General features: G+C 53.6%; 15 protein-coding genes. 7 read left to right on the top strand and 8 right to left on the bottom strand.

The annotated features are described in order from the left end of the window. Positions 1-270 precede the first annotated feature (270 nt). Positions 271-1,353, top strand: coding sequence for an ABC transporter substrate-binding protein (locus AC0QHF_RS04190; protein ID WP_324702930.1), 1,083 nt, complete (start codon positions 271-273; stop codon positions 1,351-1,353). A 195-nt stretch (positions 1,354-1,548) separates the two neighbouring features. Continuing rightward, positions 1,549-2,646: an ABC transporter ATP-binding protein gene (locus tag AC0QHF_RS04185; RefSeq protein ID WP_324702929.1), complete on the top strand. Its 1,098-nt coding sequence runs from the start codon at positions 1,549-1,551 to the stop codon at positions 2,644-2,646. 65 nt (positions 2,647-2,711) lie between these two features. Here AC0QHF_RS04185 and AC0QHF_RS04180 read toward each other — a convergent pair whose 3' ends face one another. Beyond that, entirely contained in the window at positions 2,712-3,434 is a 723-nt protein-coding gene (locus AC0QHF_RS04180) for a rhomboid family intramembrane serine protease (protein ID WP_324702928.1), read from the bottom strand. A gap of 194 nt (positions 3,435-3,628) precedes the next feature. On the opposite strand from AC0QHF_RS04180, the gene AC0QHF_RS04175 reads away from it, so the two are divergent. Then, entirely contained in the window at positions 3,629-7,318 is a 3,690-nt protein-coding gene (locus AC0QHF_RS04175) for a peptidase (RefSeq protein WP_324702927.1), read from the top strand. Between the two features lie 425 nt (positions 7,319-7,743). On the opposite strand, the gene AC0QHF_RS04170 is transcribed toward AC0QHF_RS04175, so the two are convergent. Both AC0QHF_RS04170 and AC0QHF_RS04165 read right to left on the bottom strand, forming a co-directional pair. Then, complete coding sequence (locus AC0QHF_RS04170) at positions 7,744-9,510, bottom strand: FAD-dependent oxidoreductase (RefSeq protein WP_324702926.1); 1,767 nt, start codon at positions 9,508-9,510, stop codon at positions 7,744-7,746. A gap of 157 nt (positions 9,511-9,667) precedes the next feature. Continuing rightward, a complete protein-coding gene (locus tag AC0QHF_RS04165; RefSeq protein WP_324702925.1) occupies positions 9,668-10,201 on the bottom strand; it encodes a hypothetical protein in 534 nt (177 codons plus the stop codon). 83 nt (positions 10,202-10,284) lie between these two features. On the opposite strand from AC0QHF_RS04165, the gene ruvB reads away from it, so the two are divergent. Genes ruvB through AC0QHF_RS04150 form a run of 3 tightly spaced genes read left to right on the top strand, consistent with a single transcriptional unit; the run spans position 10,285 to position 15,624 of the window. Continuing rightward, the gene (ruvB, locus tag AC0QHF_RS04160) at positions 10,285-11,397 is read left to right on the top strand and encodes a Holliday junction branch migration DNA helicase RuvB (RefSeq protein WP_324702924.1); all 1,113 of its coding nucleotides are present in this window, start codon (positions 10,285-10,287) and stop codon (positions 11,395-11,397) included. A 41-nt stretch (positions 11,398-11,438) separates the two neighbouring features. Beyond that, entirely contained in the window at positions 11,439-14,261 is a 2,823-nt protein-coding gene (locus tag AC0QHF_RS04155) for a hybrid sensor histidine kinase/response regulator (RefSeq protein WP_324702923.1), read from the top strand. Further along, positions 14,236-15,624 carry a diguanylate cyclase domain-containing protein gene (locus AC0QHF_RS04150; protein WP_324702922.1) on the top strand — a complete coding sequence of 463 codons (1,389 nt, stop codon included), beginning with the start codon at positions 14,236-14,238 and terminating at the stop codon, positions 15,622-15,624. Before AC0QHF_RS04155 ends, AC0QHF_RS04150 begins: the two co-directional genes overlap by 26 nt. A 63-nt stretch (positions 15,625-15,687) precedes the next feature. Here AC0QHF_RS04150 and AC0QHF_RS04145 read toward each other — a convergent pair whose 3' ends face one another. Next, positions 15,688-16,215, bottom strand: coding sequence for a hypothetical protein (locus AC0QHF_RS04145; protein ID WP_324702921.1), 528 nt, complete (start codon positions 16,213-16,215; stop codon positions 15,688-15,690). Between the two features lie 228 nt (positions 16,216-16,443). Beyond that, the gene (gene malQ / locus AC0QHF_RS04140) at positions 16,444-17,955 is read right to left on the bottom strand and encodes a 4-alpha-glucanotransferase (protein WP_324702920.1); all 1,512 of its coding nucleotides are present in this window, start codon (positions 17,953-17,955) and stop codon (positions 16,444-16,446) included. Positions 17,956-18,402: 447 nt separating this feature from the next. Between malQ and AC0QHF_RS04135 the strand changes: the two genes are divergently transcribed. Next, entirely contained in the window at positions 18,403-18,840 is a 438-nt protein-coding gene (locus AC0QHF_RS04135; protein WP_324702919.1) for a hypothetical protein, read from the top strand. A 119-nt stretch (positions 18,841-18,959) separates the two neighbouring features. Here the strand turns inward: AC0QHF_RS04135 and AC0QHF_RS04130 are convergent, their stop codons facing one another. The 3 genes from AC0QHF_RS04130 to nadC form a co-directional block, all read right to left on the bottom strand. Next, positions 18,960-19,913, bottom strand: a complete 954-nt coding sequence (locus tag AC0QHF_RS04130) for a lysylphosphatidylglycerol synthase transmembrane domain-containing protein (RefSeq protein WP_324702918.1) — start codon at positions 19,911-19,913, stop codon at positions 18,960-18,962. 16 nt (positions 19,914-19,929) lie between these two features. Next, positions 19,930-20,928 (bottom strand): glycosyltransferase family 2 protein, encoded by a 999-nt coding sequence (locus AC0QHF_RS04125; RefSeq protein WP_324702917.1) that lies wholly within the window; start codon positions 20,926-20,928, stop codon positions 19,930-19,932. A gap of 190 nt (positions 20,929-21,118) precedes the next feature. Then, on the bottom strand, positions 21,119-22,033 hold the full coding sequence (nadC, locus tag AC0QHF_RS04120; RefSeq protein WP_324702916.1) for a carboxylating nicotinate-nucleotide diphosphorylase: 915 nt from the start codon (positions 22,031-22,033) through the stop codon (positions 21,119-21,121). Positions 22,034-22,168 lie beyond the last annotated feature (135 nt).

The following is a 22,168-nucleotide window of genomic DNA, read 5'->3' as shown; positions in this document are numbered from 1 at the left end:
AAACTGACTCCCTGGCAAACCGGATGTACCTGATCCGATTGATAACTGCTATATCGATAACAATAACAACCCATGATATCAGGTCCGCTCAAACAGTTATGATTCCTGCGTTTCGCCATCTTCTGAAGCAGCTTAAAACTTTTGCCGATTGCCGATTGCCGATTACCTCTTACCTCTTACCTCTTACCTCTTACCTCTTACCTATTGCCGATTGCCGATTGCCGATTGCCTTTTCTAGAACGATTGCGTAAGTATTAAAACGGACTTGATATGAAGCGACTATTGACATTGATCTTACTTTTTTTAATCGGTGCGATTCTGCCCTTTGGATGTACGGCCGGCAGTCCCGACGGTTCGCAGACGGGAAGCGGCGGCGACAAGGTTCTCAACCTCTATAACTGGTCCACCTACATCGACCCGGACGCGATCGCCCAATTTGAACAACAATACAATGTCAAAGTCAACTACGACACCTACGACAGCAACGAAAGTCTCTATGCCAAACTACAGGCCGGAAATCCGGGCTACGACGTAATTTTCCCGTCGGACTACATGGTTAAAATCATGATCGAACAAGGGATGTTGGAACCCGTCGATTTGTCGAAAATCACCAATCTCACCCATGTCGAACCACAATTTTTAAACCCCCCCTACGACCCCAAAAATCAATACAGCGTCCCCTATCAGTGGGTGACGTTGGGCCTCGGCTACAATTGGGACGAAACGGGTGCAGAAATCGACAGTTGGCAACAATTATTCGACCCGAAGTTTAAAGGCAAAGTTGCCCTTTTAGATGACATGAGACATACGATGGGGGCGATTTTGATGTATTTGGGATACGATCCCAATACCACCAACCCGGACGAAATTGCCGCCGCCCGAGATTTGATCATCGAAAATCGCGACAATATCGCCGCCTTTGTCCCCGACACCGGACAAACCTTGCTCAACCAGGGGGAAGTCAACCTGGCGATGGAATACAGCGGCGATATCTTCCAGGTGATGGCAGAAAACCCGAAATTGCGCTATTCTATCCCCAAAGAAGGGACGATCATCGGCATGGACAATATGGCGATCCCAAAAGATGCGCCTCACCCGGAGACGGCGACAGAGTTTATCAACTTTATTTTACAACCGGAAATCGGGGCAAAAATCTCCAATTTTATCAACTACGGTTCCCCCAACAAAACCGCGATCGCCCAAAAGTTAATCAAGCCGGAAAACCTAGAAAACCCCGCCATCTACCCGCCGCCGGAAGTCTTTGCAAAACTCAAATACCTGCAAGACGTCAAAGAGGCGACCCTCCTCTACGATGAAGCCTGGACGGAGGTTAAATTAGCCGTCGGCTCCTAAGTTCGCTGTCGAAATCAGATCAAGTCCGTTTTAATACTTACGCAATCGTTCTAGAAAAGGCAATCGGCAATCGGCAATCGGCAAAAGTTTGAAGCGGTTTCAGGAGGGACAAGGAAAACCGGGAATTCTAATGGTTTGAGCGGACATGATATCCAACCCACAATCAAAAATTATTAATTATTAATTGTTAATTTCATGAAAGATGCGGTCGAACTGGTCAATATTTGTAAATCCTTTCGGGGAGGGAAAAACCGAGAGGTGATGGCGGTTAATTCTGTTAATTTGCAGGTGCGGGAGGGGGAATTTTTTTCCCTCCTCGGGCCGTCCGGCTGCGGAAAAACCACCACGTTGCGAATGGTCGCGGGGTTTGAATTGCCCACCGGCGGGGAGATTTACATCCACGGCCAACCGATGCGCGATCGCCCCCCGTTTCACCGCCCGGTCAATACGGTCTTTCAAAATTATGCCCTATTTCCCCACCTCACGGTCCGGGAAAATGTCGCCTTCGGACTGGAGATGGAAAATCTGCCCTCCGCACAGATCCGCGATCGCGTGGCGAAGGTGCTGGATCTGGTACAATTGACCGAAATGGGCGATCGGCGTCCCCGCCAACTCTCCGGCGGACAACAGCAGCGGGTGGCTTTGGCCCGGGCTTTGGTAAAGGAGCCGGAAGTGCTACTATTTGACGAACCCCTCGGAGCCCTGGATCTGAAGTTGCGGAAACAGATGCAACTCGAACTCAAACAGATGCAGCAGCGGGTGGGAATTACGTTTATTTACGTCACCCACGACCAAGAAGAGGCGATGACCATGTCCGATCGCATCGCCGTCATGAACGGGGGAGAAGTGCTGCAGGTGGGCACTCCAGTGGAGATTTACGAGTATCCGAAAACCCGATTTGTCGCCGACTTTATCGGGGAGAGCAATTTTTTGACCGGACGGGTTGTGGATACGGACGAAGAGGGTGCGATCGTCCTCGTAGACGAACATTTACCCGTCCGAGTCGCCACCCCGGAAAATCTCTCCGTCGGACAGGTGGTGACGCTGACCATCCGGCCGGAAAAAGTCACCTTATATCCCGGAAATTACGCCAACATCGAAGGCTGGCCGGGAACCGTGGAAGAACGGATTTACATCGGAACCGACACCCGCTATCAGGTGAAATTGACGGAAAACTGCCGCCTCACCGTGCGACTCCAAAATTGGCACCGAGACGACATCGATCGCTATCAACTCCGTCAAAAAATCAAGGTTTTCGTACCCCCAGATAGCATCAATATATTGGGGAGTTGATTGTGTCAATTTGGGGGACTGAAAAGTTCCCTATTCCCTATTCCCGACTCCCGACTCCCGACTCCCTACTCCCTTCTCCGCCGCTGTGGCGAAGTAAACAAACCCATCATGGAACCGAGGAAGGCGCCGAAGATAAATCCTCCGGCGTGGGCCCAGTAGGCGACGCCGCCGACTTCTTCTCCGGTGGAAATTTGCAGGTTGAAACTGGCGACGCCGTTGACAAATTGGAGAATAAACCAGAAAACCAGAAAGAAAAAAGCCGGAATTCGGATGGGGATGGGGAGGGGAAAAAAGGGCAGGATTAAGAGTTTGGCGCGGGGAAATCGGATCAAATAGGCGCCCAAAACACCCGCGATCGCACCGCTGGCGCCGAGGGTGGGTATCACGGAAGTCGGGGAGAAAAACCCTTGGGCCAGGGCGGCGAGGACGCCGCAGGCGATGTAGAAAATCAAAAACTTAATGTGACCCAAACATTCCTCGACGTTGTTCCCGAAAATAGACAGGTACAACATATTTCCGGCGATGTGGCCGATGCCGCCGTGCAGGAATTGGGAGGTGATCAGCGTCAGCCAGACGGGGTTGTTGAAAGTTGACGCCGGGATGGTGGGGGGACAGGTATCGGTGAGGTGACAGGGGACGAAGGCCCAGGCGTGGAAGAATTGTTCGAGTTGTTCCGGTTGGGTGGCTACCACCACTTCGATCGCGAAGACGACGATATTGACGGCGATCAAAATTTTCGTGACCCACGGATCGATTTGGATGGGATTGTCGTCGTGGATGGGAACCACGGTCAAACACCTATTGTTGAAAAAGAATAGGCTCAACCATATCCCATCGGGGTCTATATGGCAAGGGCAAGGGGCGGAAAGAACTGACAATTGACAATTGATAATTGATAATTGTCGATTGTCACCTGTCGGAAACCGGGTTTTTTGGCGATCTGTTGCCGGACATATGATAATTTGGGGCAAATTGTCTGATAATGGTTTCGTTGGCAAGCTGGGGGCGACTCCTCACCGCCGATCGCATCTTCTTTCTGGAGGGAATGACTATGGAAACAGCATTTGAGAACGGGTGGGACTTGATTTCCGGCGCCGTGTCCCTGAATCCAGACGCCTTTCTCGAAATTGGCAATTTTCCCGACGGCCGAACCCTAGCCCTAACGGTGGTGTTGGTGGCGGGCCTGTCCCAGGCGATCGGCCAGTGTATCGTCCTCTTCATCAACCGCGTCAGACCCTTCCGCTTCATCCTCAGCCTGGGGATGGCGACGATTTTATTCGCCTTCACCTTTTGGTTTTGGGCGTTGAGCATCTGGTTTGTCGGCAATACCTTTTTCGACGCGGGATTGAACGCCCGCAGCACCCTCACCACGTTGGGATTGAGCTACGCCCCCCAAATATTTCGATTTCTGATGGGTTTGCCCTATTTCGGCATCCCCATCGGCGTATTTTTATCCATCTGGTCGTTATTGGCTGAAGTGACCGCCATCAGAGCGATCGCCAATTTGGACACCTGGGCCGCCTTTTCCTGTGTCGGGTTGGGGTGGGTGGTGCTGCAAGCCCTGCAACGCACCATCGGCCGTCCCATCATGGCCCTGGGTCAGGGAATGATGAATTTGGCCGCCGGAACCCGAGTCATCACCGATCGCCGGGAACTCAAACAGATGGTGATGGAAGGCAACTTTGAAAACCTCGACGACGTGGGCAACGAAGTCCTCCTCGACGCCACCACACCCCCCACCCCGGAGATCCGCAAGCGCAACCGGGCGCTAAAATTGATCGCGATCGCCCTGGTCGCCTTTTTCGTCTTCGTCCTGATCTCCTCCCAATCCCCCACCTGGTACGGCAATTGGTACAACGCCCTCGGCCGCACCCTGAAATTGGTCATCGACCTGACGACCATCAGTTTCATCGCCCTGTTCGTCTCCATCCTCCTCACCCCGTTAGAATCCCTGAGTTGGTGGGCCGGATGGTACGGCGATCGCAACCTCGAATACACCGGGACCCCCGTCCGGGAAGTCGCCGACCCCACCAGCGTCTCCCGCTACGTCCTCTATCTCGACGGCATCAACCAGGGCTATTCTCAATACCTGCCCGAAGTCGAAAATCTGCTCGACCGCCTAGCCGAAAGCCTCCCCCCCGACGTTCTGCTCGTCAAGGGCATCATGCCCTACACCGTCGCCAACAAACCCCTCGACGAAAGCGGCCCGATGGCGTTCATGTGGCGGATCATCGAATCCCTGACGGCCAAAAATCCCGCCAACCCCATCGGCTTTGTCGTCAACCTCCGCAACGTCGTGGCCGTCGCGATCGCCGCCGATCCCCGCTACGGCCCGATCCAAAACCAGAGTCTCGCCCAAGTCCTCTACGACAACCTGATCGGCTTCGGCTACCCCCTCGGCAGCGGCAAACCCATCACCCTCCTCGGCTACAGCGGCGGCGGCCAAATGTCGATGGGGGCCGTCAGCTTCCTGAAATACAACATCCGCGCCCCCATCGAGGTCATTTCCCTGGCCGGGGTGATCAGCGGCAACACCGGGGCGATGGAAGTCGAACGACTCTACCACCTCGTCGGCGAGAAGGATACCGTCGAAAAAATCGGCCCGATCATGTTTTGGGGGCGCTGGCCGATCGCCGTCCTCTCCAACTGGAACCGCGCCAAACGGCGGGGCCGGATCGCCTTGATTTCTCTCGGGCCGGTGGGTCACAATATGGACGGCGGGCCGATGGGAGAAGACGTCTTGCCCGACGGACGCACCCACGTCAAACAGACCGTGCAAATTATGAGCGGCATCCTGCGGCGGGATTGGGAATCGACGGGGTTAGATCCGGAGAAATTTATCACCGTCAGCAATTACGATCGCTACAAACAGGCCCTATTCAACCAAGTCGGCTACTTCCCCCTCGAACAGAAAATCAATCCGGACCGCTACCGGGCGATCGCCCCCTGGGTGGGACGTTTAATTTTGCCCGCCCCGGACGACCGCCAAACCGGGGACGGGGTGTGGTTCGAGATCCACCACGCCGACCACGCCCACCGACACCGCGTCGGACAGGTGGCGAAACTGCGCTGGAGTCCCGATCCGGACGTGCGGGCCTACGCCAAACTGGTGACGGTGGATGTCAATTTTTCCGACCAGGCCCGGGTCAGCCAACGGCAGGGGAAAATTCACCCCCACCGCCTCGACGGCCGGCCCGATGTCGGCCCCCTGGAGTCCCTGGCGGGCGCCCGACCGGAAGACGATATGTTGGTGGCCCTCCCCGACCCGGTGGCGGTGGAAGATGCGGAGTCGGAACACCCGACTTTATACATCCGACGCGATCCGATCCAGATTTCGGCGAAATTTTACGGCATCGTCACCATCGGCCAAAACTTGGGCGGCGACCTGTTTAAGGTCCGGCACTACAACCGCCAAACCCGCGCTTTCGACGGCGACGAGGAGATCGTCTACATCCCCTCCGTACTTCCCAATGGGAACGGGGTGTATTCCTCCAGCAACCGAGAATTGGAAACATCCCCCGCCAACGAAGCGGGATGGTACATCTACGGGGCGAGAAACCGCCAGGGTCGATTTACGGTGCAGGCGATCGCGCCCCGGGGACTGCTGGCCGTCTGCCCCGAACGGGTCATCTACGGCATCAAACCCGGTTTGGATTATCTCAATCACCACTACTGGGACAAATTAAAAGAAGAAAAAGGTCAGATCAAAACCGTCCTGCTGTATCCGAACGCCGAACCTTCGGAAGAGATCAAAAATCAGACGGCTATTTCGGAGTGGAAAGAGGGCGATCGCGCCCTGATGATGCACCTGTACGGGGGCATCGGCGGGAAGAAGGCGGAATTCGCCTCGATGGGAATCTACTTCGGCCACTTCGCCTTCGGCATTGCCCGGGTGGTCCGGGACCCCCTCACCGACGAACTGCGGTTCGCGATGGAATACCGCCAGATCTACACCCACAACGGCGACGGCATTACTTCCGGAACCAACGCCTGGGAGCGCTATGCGGGCGATCGCCAGTGGGGATGGATGGGAGTCCGCCCCCTGTGCGAAACCCTAATTAAATTTAGCCCCCTCACCGAAGATTACGACTTCGACGGCATCCAATTCTCCCCCCTGAGTTGGGTGGTGCGGGAATTGGATGTGATGGCAGCCCGCTACCGGGTCGGGGACGGCACGGGGACCACCTTCGTCAGCCCGATCAACTCCTGCTCTCAGGACTCCAGCCAAGCCCTCTACACCTCTCTGAAGCGGATGATGGCCCAATTTGAACTCAATCCCCTGATCGTCAAATGGATGCGGGAACATCCCACCCACGAACAAACCCAGCGCTTCCAATTGTTAGCTGATTTGGTGAAAACCCTGGAACACCACCTGACGCCGACGGGGAAAGTGCGCCCGGACTGGCGGTACAACGCCCCGAGGTTGGGGGATTTTCCGGTGGAAACGCCCAAAGATACCTTGATGAAAGCGATCGCGAGTTGGCGTACCCTCCTCCCCCGCTTGGTTCACGACGAGGTGGCGATGATTTTCCTGCAACTGGGGGCGTCGGTGTGGATACTCCGCACCAACCAGGTGGGGGGCGTCGATCCCGATATCGAACCCGTCGCCCCGACGGATTTCAGCGTCGCCGTCCCTAAAATCAAGCGATCGCGGCGCGATTATTGGGATTAATTTGATCGGGTGTCGGAATTGTCGGGGTGCTGCGTCTTGCGCCCCGACCCAATATTGGGAACGGGTACAATAAAATATAGCGCTGCTAGAAGAGGGTGTAGGGTGTAGGGTGTAGGGTGTCTGTATGGGAAATTCCCTTTTCATATCATGTCCGCTAAAACAGTTATGATTCCTGGGTCTCCTCGCCATCTTCTGAAACCGCTTAAAACTTTTGCCTATTGCCTGTTCTCGAACAATTGTGTAAGTATTCAAACGGACTTGATATGAGTAACTGTAAACAGACGAGCGCGATACCTGCGATAAGTCTGAATCCATTTCGAGGTATTTCTATCTTGACAGTCAAGGAATTTTTGGAGTCAGTATAGATATGGGACTCATCCGTGCAACTCCACAGTTTCTTTTCCCTGACTGCCAACTCCCCCGTTTCAAAGATGGCGGGAAAGATCGGGGGATTGGGGTTCGCTTTCTCGGAGCGATCGCTTGGCATCCAAGCTGACGGGTCCGGCGCCGAAGTAGGACACCATCATCAGAGAACCGATCAACGCCAGGTTTTTGAGAAAGGCGACTTTTTCGCCGGGATCGGCGATGAAATTGTGAAAGACGAGGGTTGTTGGAATTAAAAATAAGATTAAAATCAGCGCCCCCCAGCGGGTTCGGTAGCCTAAAATTAACGACACACCGCCGACGAGTTGGAAGACGATATTTCCCAACAACAATAAGGCGGGGATGGGCAGGCCGAGACCGGCCATCATCTGCTGGGTGTCGGCGAAGGAGAAGATTTTGCCGATCGCCGACTGGAGGAAAATGACGGCCAAAAATGTCCGCCCGATTAACGGAATGTAATTCATGATCGGAACCCCTAAATTAAATTGAGAGAACGGGTGCGATCGCCGTTTTTTGCGACGATAATTGAAAAACTCGGCGGCGGGATCTCGGCCTTCCAAAAATGCCACTTCGGGATAGGGCGGTGCGATCGCCCCGACGAATCGAGATCCCCAAAAATAATCCAAAATCCAGTTGTAAACCGCCCCCAACCGATTTCGCCCGCCCGGTAAATAAAACAGGTGGATCGCCAGCCAACCCAGCCAACCCCACACCCCGGCCAGGTTCAGGCGATCGGTATTGAGAACCCCGGCATTGCGGGCGATTATCGCGGCCCGTCCCTTATCCTCATACTGAAACGGTCGGGGGGATTTTCCGCGCAACTGGCGCAAAATATTGTCGGCGACGGCTTCCCCCCCCTGCATCGCTTCCGGCGCCACGCCGACGAGGACGCGATCGCCCGACTCGACGTAAGCGACATCTCCGATCGCGTAAACGTTCGGATCGTCGGGCAGTTGCAGTGTCGGTGCGACGGAAATCTTATTTTTGCCCGCCGTGGGCAGTTTCTCGGGGTCTGCGGCGAGGTCGGCTTCCACCCCCGCCGTCCAAATCACCGTATCCGCCGCGATCGCGCTGCCGTCGTCCAATTCCACCCCGTGGGGATTCACCGCCTCGACGCGGTGGTTGAAAGACAGGCAAACCCCCAATTTGCGGAGGTGGCGTTGGGCAAATTGGCTGGAGGATTCCGGGAAATTGGGCAGCAGGCGATCGCGGGAGTGCACCAAAATCACCCGGGTTTCCGAAAATAATCCCCGCCGGTCCAAGAGCGATCGCAATTCTTCCACCAGCCCCCCGGCCAGTTCCACCCCCGTCGGTCCCCCGCCGACGATCACGAACGTCAGCAACCGGCCGCGGACGCGGGGTTCGGGTTCGATAATCGCCCGCCGGACGCGATCGAGGATGTGGTGTCGCACGGCGATCGCATCTGGCAGGGAATTCAAGGTCAGGGCGTGATCCGCCGCCCCGGGGGTGCCGTGAAATTGGGGGCGACTGCCGGTCGCCATCACCAAAATATCGTAACTCACCTTCCCGACGTCGGTTTTCACCACGCGATCGGCAAAGTCGATGTCCCCGACGGCGGTTTGAATAAATTCCGCGTTGGGGTACTTTTGCAGCGCCCGCCGCACCGGGTAGACGACCTGGTAGGGGGAGAGTAACCCCGTCGCCACTTGGTAGAGGAGGGGGGTGAAGGTGTGGTAGGGATTGCGATCCAGCAGGAGGACGTCAACCCCGGCTTTGGCCAGCAGTTGGGTCGCTTTCAAGCCGCCAAATCCGGCTCCGACCACCACGACGCGATCGTTTGTTGCCACGGTTAAACCCCGATTTGGTGACTCGTTTCTGAATACGGTAGCAAATTATTCAGAATTTGGGGACGTCGGTTGGGGTGTGCTCGGTGGGGAGAAACAGGTAGAACCCCAGATGATTGGGAAGTTTGTCCCACAAAACTTAATTGTTAATTGTTAATTGTTAATTGTTAATTGTTCTTACGGATTCGGCGATCGCGTTTCGCTGTTCGGCGTCGTAGCCCCACCGTTTCAGAAAGTCCCCGTAGGTTCCCTCGCCGGTTTCGGCACTTTCCAGAAGTTGTTGCAGTCGGGGTTGGAGGGCTGGTAAATTCAGAGCGCGGATCAGTCGGGAACAGCGCGATCGCACTCGGTCGGAACTGGCGGTCATCTCCTCGTTTTGTTGGCGGCGGTGATAGATTGCCATCGCCGTTGACATGGCGATATTTTTGACCAGCAATTCGGAGACGATTTCGGGGGAAGATTCCAGGGCTTTTCGGGTGGAAACCGAGGCGTTATCGGCGATCGCGCGATCGTCGGTCAGGTAGGTGACGAAAAAGCCCCGGGCTCCGTTTTGGCTTTTCACCAGTTCGGAGACGGCGGCGGCGAACTCGTTTTCCGAGAGGGTTTCCGTTTCCCGTCCGTCGAGGAGGGACCCGGCGATCGCGATCGCCCCTTCAAAGGTGACGTTTTCCGGAACTGAGACAGAAGCGGTCATTTTTCGAGGGACTCCCAAACATTTTGGCCTCAGTTCTCCAGTATGCCACAATTCAAACAGTCGGCAGTTTCCCTTCAACTCTTATGGCGATCGTCTCTTCCCGCAAAGATTTTCCCGAACCCAAACGGCCCCGGGAGGGTGTCGCATCCTACCAAGTGAAACCGCAGGGGGAGGAGTCCCCGCTGACACCCCGAGAAACGCCCCAGGAGAAGGAAAACCCGAAACCGGAAGAAAAGATTCGCCCCCGGCGGTTAGCGGACTACATCGGCCAGCGGGACCTCAAAGACGTGCTCGAAATCGCGATCGCCGCGGCCCGGTCCCGCCAGGAACCCCTCGACCATTTGCTGCTTTACGGCCCCCCCGGACTGGGAAAAACGACGATGGCTTTGATTTTGGGGGCGGAAATGGGGGTCAACTGCAAAATCACCACCGCCCCCTCTCTGGAGAAGCCGCGGGATATCGCCGGACTGCTGGTGAACCTGAAGCCGGGGGAAATTTTGTTCATCGACGAAATCCACCGCCTCTCGAAAATGGCGGAAGAAATTCTCTATCCGGCGATGGAAGATTGTCGCCTCGATATCACCGTCGGCCAGGGGAGGAGTGCCCGGACGCGCAGCATTCCCCTGAATCGGTTTACAATTGTGGGAGCGACCACTCGTATCGGTGCCTTGACGTCGCCCCTGCGCGATCGCTTCGGTTTGATCCAGCGCCTGCGGTTTTACGAAGTCGATGACCTCGCCGAAATCGTCCGCCGCACGGCCGGAGTGTTGAAGACTCCCATCGAACCGGAGGGGGCCGCAGAAATTGCCCGACGCTCCCGGGGAACCCCTCGTATCGCCAACCGCCTGCTGCGTCGGGTGCGAGATTATTTGCAGGTGAAAGCCTCCGGACCCATCACCCGGGAAATTGCCGCCGCGGCTTTGGAACTGTTCAATGTCGATCCCCTCGGTTTGGACTGGACGGATCGACATTTGTTGCAGACGGCGATCGAAAATTTTAACGGCGGGCCCGTCGGTTTGGAAACGATGGCCGCCGCGACCGGAGAAGATGCCCAAACCCTCGAAGAAGTTCACGAACCCTATCTGATGCAAATTGGATTTTTGCAACGCACCCACCGGGGCCGGGTCGCCACGGCGGCGGCGTGGAGACATTTGGGGTATGAACCGCCCGAGGAACAACTTTCTTTGTTTCGTTAAAAGTCGGGCGATCGCCGACAGACGATCTCTCTCAATTGGATATGAAGAATCCATTCTTGACTCATTTTAAAACCGGGCTTCCTCTGCAAGTCATTTTTATCGTCCCTTTCGTGGTCGAACTGATCGTCACGGCTGGTATGGTGGGCTATTTGTCATTTGTAAATGGGCAGAAATCGGTCGATAATTTAGCCGAACAATTAATCGAAGAAACGGGGGACGCGATCAGGAAAAGAATTGATACTTTTCTCGAAGTTCCCTCCAAAATAACTCAGAAAAATCAAGATTTGATCGATACGGGATTGCTCGATCTTGAGAATATGGATCGGTGGCTCGACTATTTGTATCGAGAATATAAGAATTATCAATCCAATTATATTACGGCGATCGTGATCGCCAACGACGACAATGAATTCCGGGGAGCCGGACAAGCCGAAATGTTGGACGGTCGAGTGCTAAAAGGTGTGTCGATCGCCGGTGAAAAGACCAATTTTCAATGGCGGGGGTATGCGGATATCGAGTCCTTGAGTCTTCCCGATGACCTGTTTCGCCGGGATTTTGACATATCAATTGATAATTTTGATGTCAGGAATCGTCCCTGGTACGGGCAAGCGATCGCGACGAAAAAATCGGGATGGGTGGAAATATTTTCCAGATCATTTAATCAATCAATTTTGGTCTTCAGTTTTTCCCAACCGATTTATATCGATGGTGGCGACATTCCCAAAGGGGTGACGAGCGTACAGATTGACTTGTCCTTTCTTAACGATTTTTTGAGAACGTTGAAAATCAGCCAGTTCGGACAAATTGTGATTTTGGATCAATCCGGAAATTTGGTGGCAACTTCGACGGCAGAAACACCCGCTTTGGTTGGTGAAAATGGTCGGGCGAAACGGTTGATGGCGACGGGTAGCGAAAATCCGCTGACGCGGGCGATCGCCGGGCACGTTCAAACGGCGACGGACAATTTTTATCGCTTTTCAGATTTGCAGTTCGACGATTTTCGATTCGACGGGGAACGATATTTTTTGAGGACGATCCCGATCCGGGACGAACACGGGTTGGAATGGTTGGTGGCGATCGCCATTCCGGAGTCGGCATTTATGGCGGAAATTTATGCAAACAATGTCCGGACGATTATATTATCAGTTGTGGCTCTCGGATGCGCGATCGCGATCGGAATTTTGACATCCCGCTGGGTGACAAAACCGATCTTGCAACTCAACCAGGCGGCTAAACAGATCGCCGCCGGAAATTTGGAAACGAGCGTCGATCTGCAACGGGGAGATGCGATCGGAGAGTTGGGAATGTCGTTCAACCGCATGGCGTACCAACTCAAATCCGCCTTCGAGATGTTGGAAGAAAAAGTCAAAGAAAGAACCCGAGAATTGGAGGTAGAAAAAGAGAAAGCCGAGGTCGCGAACCGGGCAAAAAGTGCGTTTTTGGCGAACATGAGTCACGAACTTCGCACCCCCCTAAATGCCATTTTGGGTTTTTCTCAAATTATGACCCGCTCTTCCAATTTAAATCCGGAAGATCGAGACAATTTGCAAATCATCAATCGTAGCGGTGAATATTTGTTGACATTGATCAATCAGGTTTTGGATTTGTCCAAAATAGAAGCGGGAAAGATGACCGTGCATCCGTCGGATTTCAACCTGTATGCTCTCCTCGAGGATCTGGAAAATTTATTGTCTCTGAAAGCTCAATCCAAAAGTTTGGCCCTGAGCATCGAATGCGATCGCGCCCTCCCCCAATATATCCGTGCGGACGAGACAAAATTGCGGCAAATTTTGGTCAACTTACTCAACAATGCCATCAAATTTACCGAGGAAGGCGGGGTATCCCTGCGGGTGGCTTGCCAAAATGTATCCCGTCCGCCGCGGCCGATGACGCGATCGGGCGACCGTTTACTATTGTTTGAAATTGAAGATACGGGGGCGGGAATTTCGAGTCGGGAAATCGACCACATATTTGAAGCATTCGGTCAGACAAAAACGGGAATTGAAAGCCAAGAAGGCACGGGTTTAGGACTGACCATCAGCCGTAAATTCGTGCAATTGATGGGGGGCGATATGAGGGTCAAAAGTAAACCGGAGGTGGGGACGATATTTGCATTTGAAATCGCGGTTTCCGTAGCCGATGGTGTCCCATTATCACACCCAAAATCGACCCGCCGGGTCGTCGCCCTCGCGCCGGGACAACCGCGATATAAAATTCTGGTGGTGGATGATAAAGCCGTCAACCGCGCATTGCTGATTAAACTGCTGCAACCGGTGGGTTTTGAACTGCGAGAAGCCGGCAACGGCCGGGAAGCGATCGCCATTTGGGAGCGTTGGGACCCCCATTTAATTTGCATGGATATGCGGATGCCGGTGATGGACGGCTACGAAGCCACGAAATCTATCAAAGGGACGACCAAAGGAAGCGCGACGGTGATCATTGCCCTGACGGCGAGTATCATCGATAATGAAAGGGCGATCGTGTTGTCGGCAGGATGCGATGATTTGGTCAGAAAGCCATTTCGAGAATCGGTTATTTTTGAGACGATCGCCAAACATTTGGGCGCTCAATATTGCTACGAAGAAGAACCGGCGATCGCCCCGAAAAACGTCGGCTCAAATTTGACGGCAGATGATTTCAAAGTGATGCCCCAATCTTGGCTGATGCAATTGCATCAGGCCGCGGTTGACCTGGACGACGATGTGACCTTACAATTGCTCGCCAAGATCCCATCAAAATATTCAGTTTTGGCGGAAAAATTGACCGATTTAGTTGAGAACTTTCAACTCAACACAATCCGACAAAAAATTGAAAAATTACAATCGGAGTTATCCGCAAATGGTAGCACAGTCAGACATCAATAGAGCCGGCACGATCCTGATCGTAGACGACAAGCCGGAAAACCTGCGAGTGTTGTCCAGAATGCTGACCGAAAGGGGATATAAAGTGAAAAAGGCGATCGACGGCGAGAGCAGTCTGATCGCCGCCAAATTCAATCCGCCCGACCTGATCTTGTTGGATATTAAAATGCCGGACATGGACGGCTACGAAGTTTGCAGGCAGTTGAAAGCCGACCCGAAAACGAAAGGAATACCCATCATTTTTATCAGCGCCTTGGATGAAATATTCAACAAAGTTGAGGCGTTTAAAATTGGCGGGATCGACTACATTACGAAACCGTTTCAGGAAGAAGAGGTGATCGCCCGCATCGAAAGTCAGATGGTCATTCAAGAGCAAAAACGGTTGTTGGAAATCAAGCATCAAAAGCTCCGGTATGAGATCAAGCATCGAAAAGAAGCGGAAGCCATTCTCTACCAATCTCGCGCTTTGATTTTGAGCGTTTTAAATAGTTCCCTCGACGGCATTGCCGGGATGGAAGCAGTCCGGGATACAAAAACCGGAAAAATTATCGACTTTAGATGTTTGGTCGTCAATCCGGCGATCGCCCGGATCTTCAATCGGGAACCGGAATATTTGAGAGGAAAATTGGTTTTTAAACGGTTCCTGCACAAACTGAAGTCGAATTTGTTTGATGCCTTTGTGGAAGTGGTCGAAACGGGAAAACTACTCGAACAAGATTTTTACTACGAATCGCCTCATTCCCGATCTTGGTATCACTTTGTCGCCGTCAAACTGGGGGACGGTTTTGCCGTCACCGTCCGGGATATCACCGATCGCAAACTGATGGAGTTGGAGTTGCAGCGTCTGGCGACTCTCGACGGCCTGACGGGGGTGGCAAATCGCCGTTCTTTCGATACCGCGATCGCCCGAGAATGGCACCGCTGTTTCCAGGAAAAAAAGCCCTTATCTTTGATTCTCTGCGATGTCGATTATTTTAAAAAATATAACGATTTTTACGGCCATCAGATGGGGGACGATTGTTTGATTAAAGTGGCTCAAGTTTTGACGAAAGCGGTCAAACGTCCGACGGATGTGGTGGCCCGCTACGGGGGCGAAGAATTTGCGATTATCTTACCCAATACCAATGCCGAGGGCGCGATCGCGATTTCGGAATGGATACGTCAGAAAATGCGACAGTTGTCGATCCCCCACAAAACGTCCACAGTTGGCAACTCCGTCACTTTGAGCTTGGGAATTGCCGGTCAAGTTCCCGACTCGGAAACGCGACCGACCGATCTGATCGCCGAGGCCGACAAGGCGCTCTACGAAGCCAAAAAACGGGGGCGCGATCGCCACGTCATCCGCGCAGTGAGTCGGGAAAAATAAAAATCTCCCGCAACCCGACAGGAGATTAATACAGAGTGAGAAGAATTGAGCGCAGAAAACAGATTAATCCATTTCTAAAATTTCGGCGTTTTGAACGACCACCACGGGCTGCCCTTCATATTCGGCTTCGATCTGCTCTTCAACATTCAGATCCCAAGTCAAATTATAATCCCGTTCAAATTCTGCGGAGATAAACTGGCGCACTTCCCCCGTCACCTGAACTTCCTGATCTTCGACGATCGGCATGGGCGATTCATCCGGCATCACGATCAGCACGGAATCTTTGGCCAACAATTCGTTCTCTTCCTGCAGACGGTAAACCCCCGGCGCGATCGCTTCTTCAATCTCACCTCTTATCGTCACGGTTTGACCGATAAATTGTTCGGTTTCTTCCGCCACTTCTTCCAAGTCGGCGACGGGTTCGACGGGTTCGGTGACCACTTCATCGTTTGTAATTTCGGGGCTGGTCGCCCGATTGTCATACCCAGCATCGCAGGCACCCAACAGTCCGGCGATGGAGACGATCGCGATCGCACCGGCTCGCTTCAGAGAAAAGATATTATTCTTTTTATTCTGTTTAATATTCATCATCAGTGGTGAAACCTCCTCGCCCTTTTATGAGCGTCTTTCATGTCGCGAATTGGCGGTCAATTGAACTCTCACATCGACGCCAACCACACTTTACAGTTTACAAAGAAGTTCCCCTGACTCCATCCCCCTAAATGTAGAAGGTGGATATTTGTCTGTCTCAAGAAAGAGGCGGCGATCGCGCCCCTTTGACCATCGCGACAGGGCGAATCAGATTCGCCCCGACATATTTTAACGGCTGTACATTTGGGTTAAATACCGCAGGCGATCGCTCAACGGATGCGTCAGCATCGTCGAACTTTCGTACCGCCAGCGCCAATTTCCGGCGTTTGTACTGGGGTCATTCATGCGCCCGCGAGTATCCAATCCGAACACATCTTGCAGGGGGAAAATCGCCAAATTTGCCACAGAACTGAGGGCTAAACGAATCAACGCCCAGTTGATATCCTCGATCGCCTCCGGGAACGCATAGCCGAGATATGTGGCGACGTGGTGGCGAATTTCCGGGCTGACGGTTTGCCACCACCCGACGCTGGTATCGTTATCATGAGTACCCGTGTAAACGATACAATTGCGGACATAATTGTGGGGAAGATAGGGATTTGTCGAATCTTCTCCGAAGGCGAACATGAGAATTTTCATCCCCGGAAACTCGAAGCGATCGCGCAATTCTTCCACCTCGGGGGTGATGATTCCCAAGTCCTCCGCCAACACCGGCAAACGCCCCAATTTTTGGCCGAGGGTTTCAAAAAATGCCGCCCCGGGGGCCTCGATCCATTCCCCGTTCAATGCCGAAGTTTCTCCGAAGGGAACCCGCCAATAGGCTTCAAATCCCCGGAAGTGATCGATCCGCACCCAATCCACATATTCCAACGTCGCCCGGAACCGTTCAATCCACCAAGAAAAATCCGTCCGTTTCAACTCATCCCAATCGTAAACCGGGTTGCCCCAAAGCTGTCCGGTGGCGCTGAAATAATCCGGCGGCACGCCCGCGATATAGGACGGGTTCAACGTTTCCGGATCGAGTTGAAAGTTGTCGGGGGCGAACCAGACATCGGCGCTATTGTAACAGACGTAAATGGAGATATCGCCGATAATTTTAATGCCTTTATTGTTAGCGTAGCGCCGCAGTTGCGTCCACTGTTCAAAGAACTTGAATTGCAGGAATTTGTGATAGAGAATTTCGTCGTGGAGTTGTTCCGTTTTTGCCTTCAACGCCTCCGGTTCCCGGCGGGCGATCGCCGGTTCCCACTGGTTCCACTCCTGGCCCCCATTCTCCTCCAACAACGCCATAAATAAGGCATAGTCATCCAGCCAAGTCGCCTTGTCTTTACAGAAGGTTTCAAAGGCTTGATTTGGGGTGCGGTTGAGGGAGTCCCGGAATTGTTGAAACGCCTGTTTGAGATAGTGACCTTTGTGGGAAATGACGCGATCGAAATCCACCCGGTTGGGGTTATGATTGTCTGGGAGGGGTTGCAATTCCCGTCCATTCAGCAGGCCTTCTTCCGCGAGGCGATCGAGGCAGATCAGCAACGGATTTCCCGCGAAGGTGCTGAAGTTCATAATGTAGGGGGAATGTTCGTACCCCGTCGGTCCGAGGGGCAAAATTTGCCAAACTTTCTGGCCGCTGCGTTCCAGAAAGTCGATAAACTCGTAAGCCGATCGCCCCAGATCCCCAATTCCGAACCGGCTCGGGAAGCTGGTGGGGTGCAATATTATACCACTGGCACGTTCAAGGTGCATAGTTATTTTATCTCAGTGTGGAGCATCTTTTCCTTCATACCACGGATCGTCCCCGCCGAAACCTGCCGGGGTGGTGAGAATTGCGGCGGGGAAGCGAAGATGGGGGCCCCGACGTTCCCAAACTTGGCAAAATGATAAAGTTGATAGCTGATAGCCGACAGCTATACCTCTTTTTTATACCATATTTCGCTTTGAAAACAACCGGATTCTTTGTTCAGACCACAGTTGGCTAAATTCCTTACCTGATAAGCTTTTCAGGCTTCTTGTCATCCCCACAGGAGGACAAATAACTTCTCCGTGTCCTCTGTGCCTCTGTGGTGTAATTTTCGATCGCTCCCCAGTTGACGCCAAAGGCCAAATCCTCCGTCCGACCCCTTCCCCGCCCGAATGTGGTTAACATAAGTTAATGAAAAAGTGTAGGACTGTTTTTCGGAGGAGAAGCGGAACGTGAATGCTGCCGAACAAGCGAAAAATCTGGAAGTTGCCAGCAAAATTGCCACCGTCGTCAACCTGTTCAAGTCCCAATTTCCCGATGTCCGGGTGGATCTCAAACCGTGGATGAACGACCCCGAAACCCGGGAACTCGTCGATCCGGACTCCATCGACATCGGCTTTCACTTTCCGGGACGGAGTCGCCTGATGCAGAGTCGGTGCATTTTAGTCCAGATCCGACTGTACCACGACCCCTTGGAGGCGCAACGGCGGGCGATCGGCGTGGACGCCGCCGGATACGACCACCGGGGACAGCAGTGGAAAGTCTCCACCGTGGAACATTGGCAATTTTTGGGGGACTCCCAACCCGAACCGGAGGCGGCGGACAAATTGAAACTCTTCTGCCGGCAAGTGTTCGAGTTATTCAACGGTGCCGATTCCGGCGTCGCTTGATATCCCGTTTCCCAAACCGGTCAGGTATAACAGGCAGGGAGTAGGCAATGGGTAGCACAGGCATCCTGCCTGTCACAAGCTAGAAGCTTGTACTACCGCGAAGCATACTGCTAGATGAATCACGGTTCGGCTTTTTTCATCTTTTTAACCGCCGTCAAATACTGCCCCAAAAACGGCAGTCCGCCGATCGCGGGTAAGAAGTAGCGGGCCGTACACAGCAACCCCAAAGCCGCCGCCACCGTCGCATCAAAATAGGGTTCGTAAAAAATCACCAGGGCGGCATCCCGAGTTCCCACACCGGCGAAGGTCAGCGGCAGCAATCCCGCCAAAATTGCCAGGGGGGAGAGGGCGAGGCTTGCCAAAAACGGCGCCCATGCCTTGAGCGCCAGAATAAAAAACCAGATCTGCAATAGGTGCAGAAACCAGATAAAAATTGAGGTGACGGCAATTTTAATTAACTGTCGTTTGTCGCTCCAAAAATAATCGTGCATTTCCCCCCAAGAGACTTGCAATTTTTGCAATTTGTCGCTAATTTTATTTGGGGCAATTTTTCGGGAAAATCTGAAGAAAATATCGGCGAACTGGCGCGAGCCCAAAATGGACAGTCCCACCGCCAAACCCGCCACCACGCCGACGGTCATCGTCCAAAAGAGGGGGTCTTTTTGAGGGTATAATAACAGGCCGAAGACGCACCACAGCAGCAGGGACAGCAGGTCGCAGGATTTCTCGAATACCACCAGGGACAGGGACAAAGAACCGCTCAAATAGCCCCGTTCTCGGATGAAGTAAGCTTTGGCGATGTCGCCCATTTTGGAGGGCAACACCATGTTGAGGACGCTGGCGGCGAGGATGAGGCGGTTGGCTTCCCCGAAGCCGAAGCCGGTCCCCTGCGGCACGAGTTGTTGCAGCCGCCAAGCGGTAAACATCGTGATGGGGATGACCAGGCCCAAACTAACGGGCATCCAGAAGCGATCGCTATTTCGGAAAATTTCCGCCAACCCCCGCAGGTCGATTTTCGAGTAAATAATCGATAAAATAATAACGCTGACCGCAATTGAAATTAGCCGCTTCATCAATATCGCTCCGATTTCAGGGTTTTTTGCGATCGCCGTATTCGATCCGACGCAGCCGCAGTTGAATATCTTCGAGCATTTTTCGGTTGACGGCCATCAGATCGGCGATCAGACCGAAAATCCACAATTGAAAGCCGATCAAAATCAAAATAGCCGCCAAAATCAAACTCGGCGTCCGGGCGCGGGTCTGCCCGTCCAGCAGCATTCCGCCCCCCACCTGATCGCCAATATGATCGCCGACAAACAGCACCAGCCAGCGGACGCAAAGCAAGATCCCCAAACCCATCGGCACGCTTCCCAAAAAGCCGAAAAACCGCAGCGGCCGGTAGGTGATGAAAATCCGAAAAATGGTCAAAATTGACCGCCAAATGTAAGAAGAAATACTCTTAACCAACCGCGACGGCCGCAGGTCAGAATTGGTGCGGACGGGGACAGAAACGATCGCCATCCCCTTCTGACCGGCTTGAATAATCGTTTCCAAAGTATAAGTATATTCGTTAAAAACATTGAGTCTCATCGCCGCCTCCCGGCTGAACGCCCGAAACCCGCTGGGGGCGTCGGCGACATCGGTGCGACTGGCGAGGCGGACGACTCGACTGCCCAGTTTTTGCAACAACTTTTTAGTGGGTGAAAAGTGCCGAATCTCCCGAATCGGGCGGGCGCCGATCGCCACTTCTGCATAACCCAATAAAATCGGTTCGATCAACCGGGGAATATCATCGGCACAATATTGATTGTCGGCATCCGTATTAACAATAATATCCGCCCCCGCTTTCAAAGACGCTTCAATTCCGGCCATAAACGCCCGCGCCAACCCCTGATTGTGGTCGAAACTGACGATATGATCGACACCGCAAGCCCGGGCAACTTCCACGGTGCGATCGATGCTGCCGTCATTGACAATCAACCACTCGACGCGATCGACACCGGCAATTTCTCGCGGCAGTTCCGACAGCGCAATCCCCAAGGTTTTTTCCTCATTAAAACAAGGAATCTGAATAATCAACTTAGTCATGACAGCCATTAATAATTGATAATTGATAATTCATAATTGATAATTGTTGATTTTACCGAGTCCCACAAAATCTGCGCCATCTGCGTAATCTGCGGACATGGAATGCAAAATCGGGAGTCAAAGAGCATTCGCTCTCAAATTCCCGATCCCCCCGATAACGATCACCTTCCCCGGCACTTTTTCAAACAATTTATACCGTCCTAATTTTAGACGGATCGTCAATTCCCAACTCTCCCGCGCCCAAACTCATGCTGATATCCAACCACGGAGAACGGGTGATGGGGGCGCTAGTGGAAATGTAATCGACGCCGGTTTCCGCCACCGTCCGGATGGTTTCCAGGGTGATATTGCCGGAAGCTTCGATTTGGATGCGGGGGTTGTACTCGCGAATTATCGCGATCGCCTCCCGCATCATCTCCGGCGACATATTGTCCAACATGATAATATCGGCCCCGGCGTCCAGGGCGGTCTGCACCTGTTCCAGGGTTTCCGTCTCCACCTCTACGGTGAGGGGATAGGGCATGGTGGCCCGCACTTTGGCGATCGCTTTTTCGATCCCCCCGGCGGCCAAAATGTGATTATCTTTGATCATTACCGCGTCGTCGAGTCCCATGCGGTGATTTTTCGCCCCCCCGACTTGGATGGCGTATTTTTCCAGCAACCGCAGTCCGGGGGTGGTTTTGCGGGTGTCCACCAGTTGGGCCGGTAAATCGGCGATCGCATCCACATATTGCCGCGTCAGCGTCGCGATGCCACTCAGTCGCATCGCCAAATTCAGGGCCACCCGTTCCCCCGTCAGCAGGGCATCCAAGGGGCCTTCGAGTTGTAAAATCACTTTTGAGCGATCGCAGGTTTCCCCCTCCGCCGCCGTCGGCTTCACCCGGACGCGATCGCTCAACAGTTGAAACACCCGCGCCGCCACCGGCAGTCCCGCCACGACCCCGGGCGCCTTCGCCGTCCAGTGGGCGGTTCCCCACAGGGCCTCCCCCGCCAACAAAGAGCCCGTGGTGCGATCGCCGCGACCGATATCTTCGGCCAACCACTGCCGCAGGAGGGGGTCTAAAATAATCGCGGGGGGCGCGATCGCGGATTGGGGTTCGTTCATGGGTTGACGTTCCTAAAAACTAAAGCTTCCCAACGTTTGCCACTGTCAGGAAGCTTTAGTTTATAATTATCCTGGCACCTTGCTATTTTCCCAGGCGGCTACCCGCCAAGTATCTTCGCCGTTTCAGCGTTTCAC

The organism is Lyngbya sp. CCY1209, assembly GCF_055795065.1.
Note: the sequence above shows the minus strand (reverse complement) of the source record. Positions and strands in the feature narration are given on the sequence as shown.

Coding starts and splice junctions, on each gene's coding strand:
- AC0QHF_RS04190 (WP_324702930.1), top strand. CDS start 271: ATGAAGCGACTATTGACATTGATCTTACTTTTTTTAATCGGTGCGATT.
- AC0QHF_RS04185 (WP_324702929.1), top strand. CDS start 1,549: ATGAAAGATGCGGTCGAACTGGTCAATATTTGTAAATCCTTTCGGGGA.
- AC0QHF_RS04175 (WP_324702927.1), top strand. CDS start 3,629: ATGGTTTCGTTGGCAAGCTGGGGGCGACTCCTCACCGCCGATCGCATC.
- AC0QHF_RS04165 (WP_324702925.1), bottom strand. CDS start 10,201: ATGACCGCTTCTGTCTCAGTTCCGGAAAACGTCACCTTTGAAGGGGCG.
- ruvB (WP_324702924.1), top strand. CDS start 10,285: ATGGCGATCGTCTCTTCCCGCAAAGATTTTCCCGAACCCAAACGGCCC.
- AC0QHF_RS04155 (WP_324702923.1), top strand. CDS start 11,439: ATGAAGAATCCATTCTTGACTCATTTTAAAACCGGGCTTCCTCTGCAA.
- AC0QHF_RS04150 (WP_324702922.1), top strand. CDS start 14,236: ATGGTAGCACAGTCAGACATCAATAGAGCCGGCACGATCCTGATCGTA.
- AC0QHF_RS04145 (WP_324702921.1), bottom strand. CDS start 16,215: ATGATGAATATTAAACAGAATAAAAAGAATAATATCTTTTCTCTGAAG.
- malQ (WP_324702920.1), bottom strand. CDS start 17,955: ATGCACCTTGAACGTGCCAGTGGTATAATATTGCACCCCACCAGCTTC.
- AC0QHF_RS04130 (WP_324702918.1), bottom strand. CDS start 19,913: ATGAAGCGGCTAATTTCAATTGCGGTCAGCGTTATTATTTTATCGATT.
- AC0QHF_RS04125 (WP_324702917.1), bottom strand. CDS start 20,928: ATGACTAAGTTGATTATTCAGATTCCTTGTTTTAATGAGGAAAAAACC.
- nadC (WP_324702916.1), bottom strand. CDS start 22,033: ATGAACGAACCCCAATCCGCGATCGCGCCCCCCGCGATTATTTTAGAC.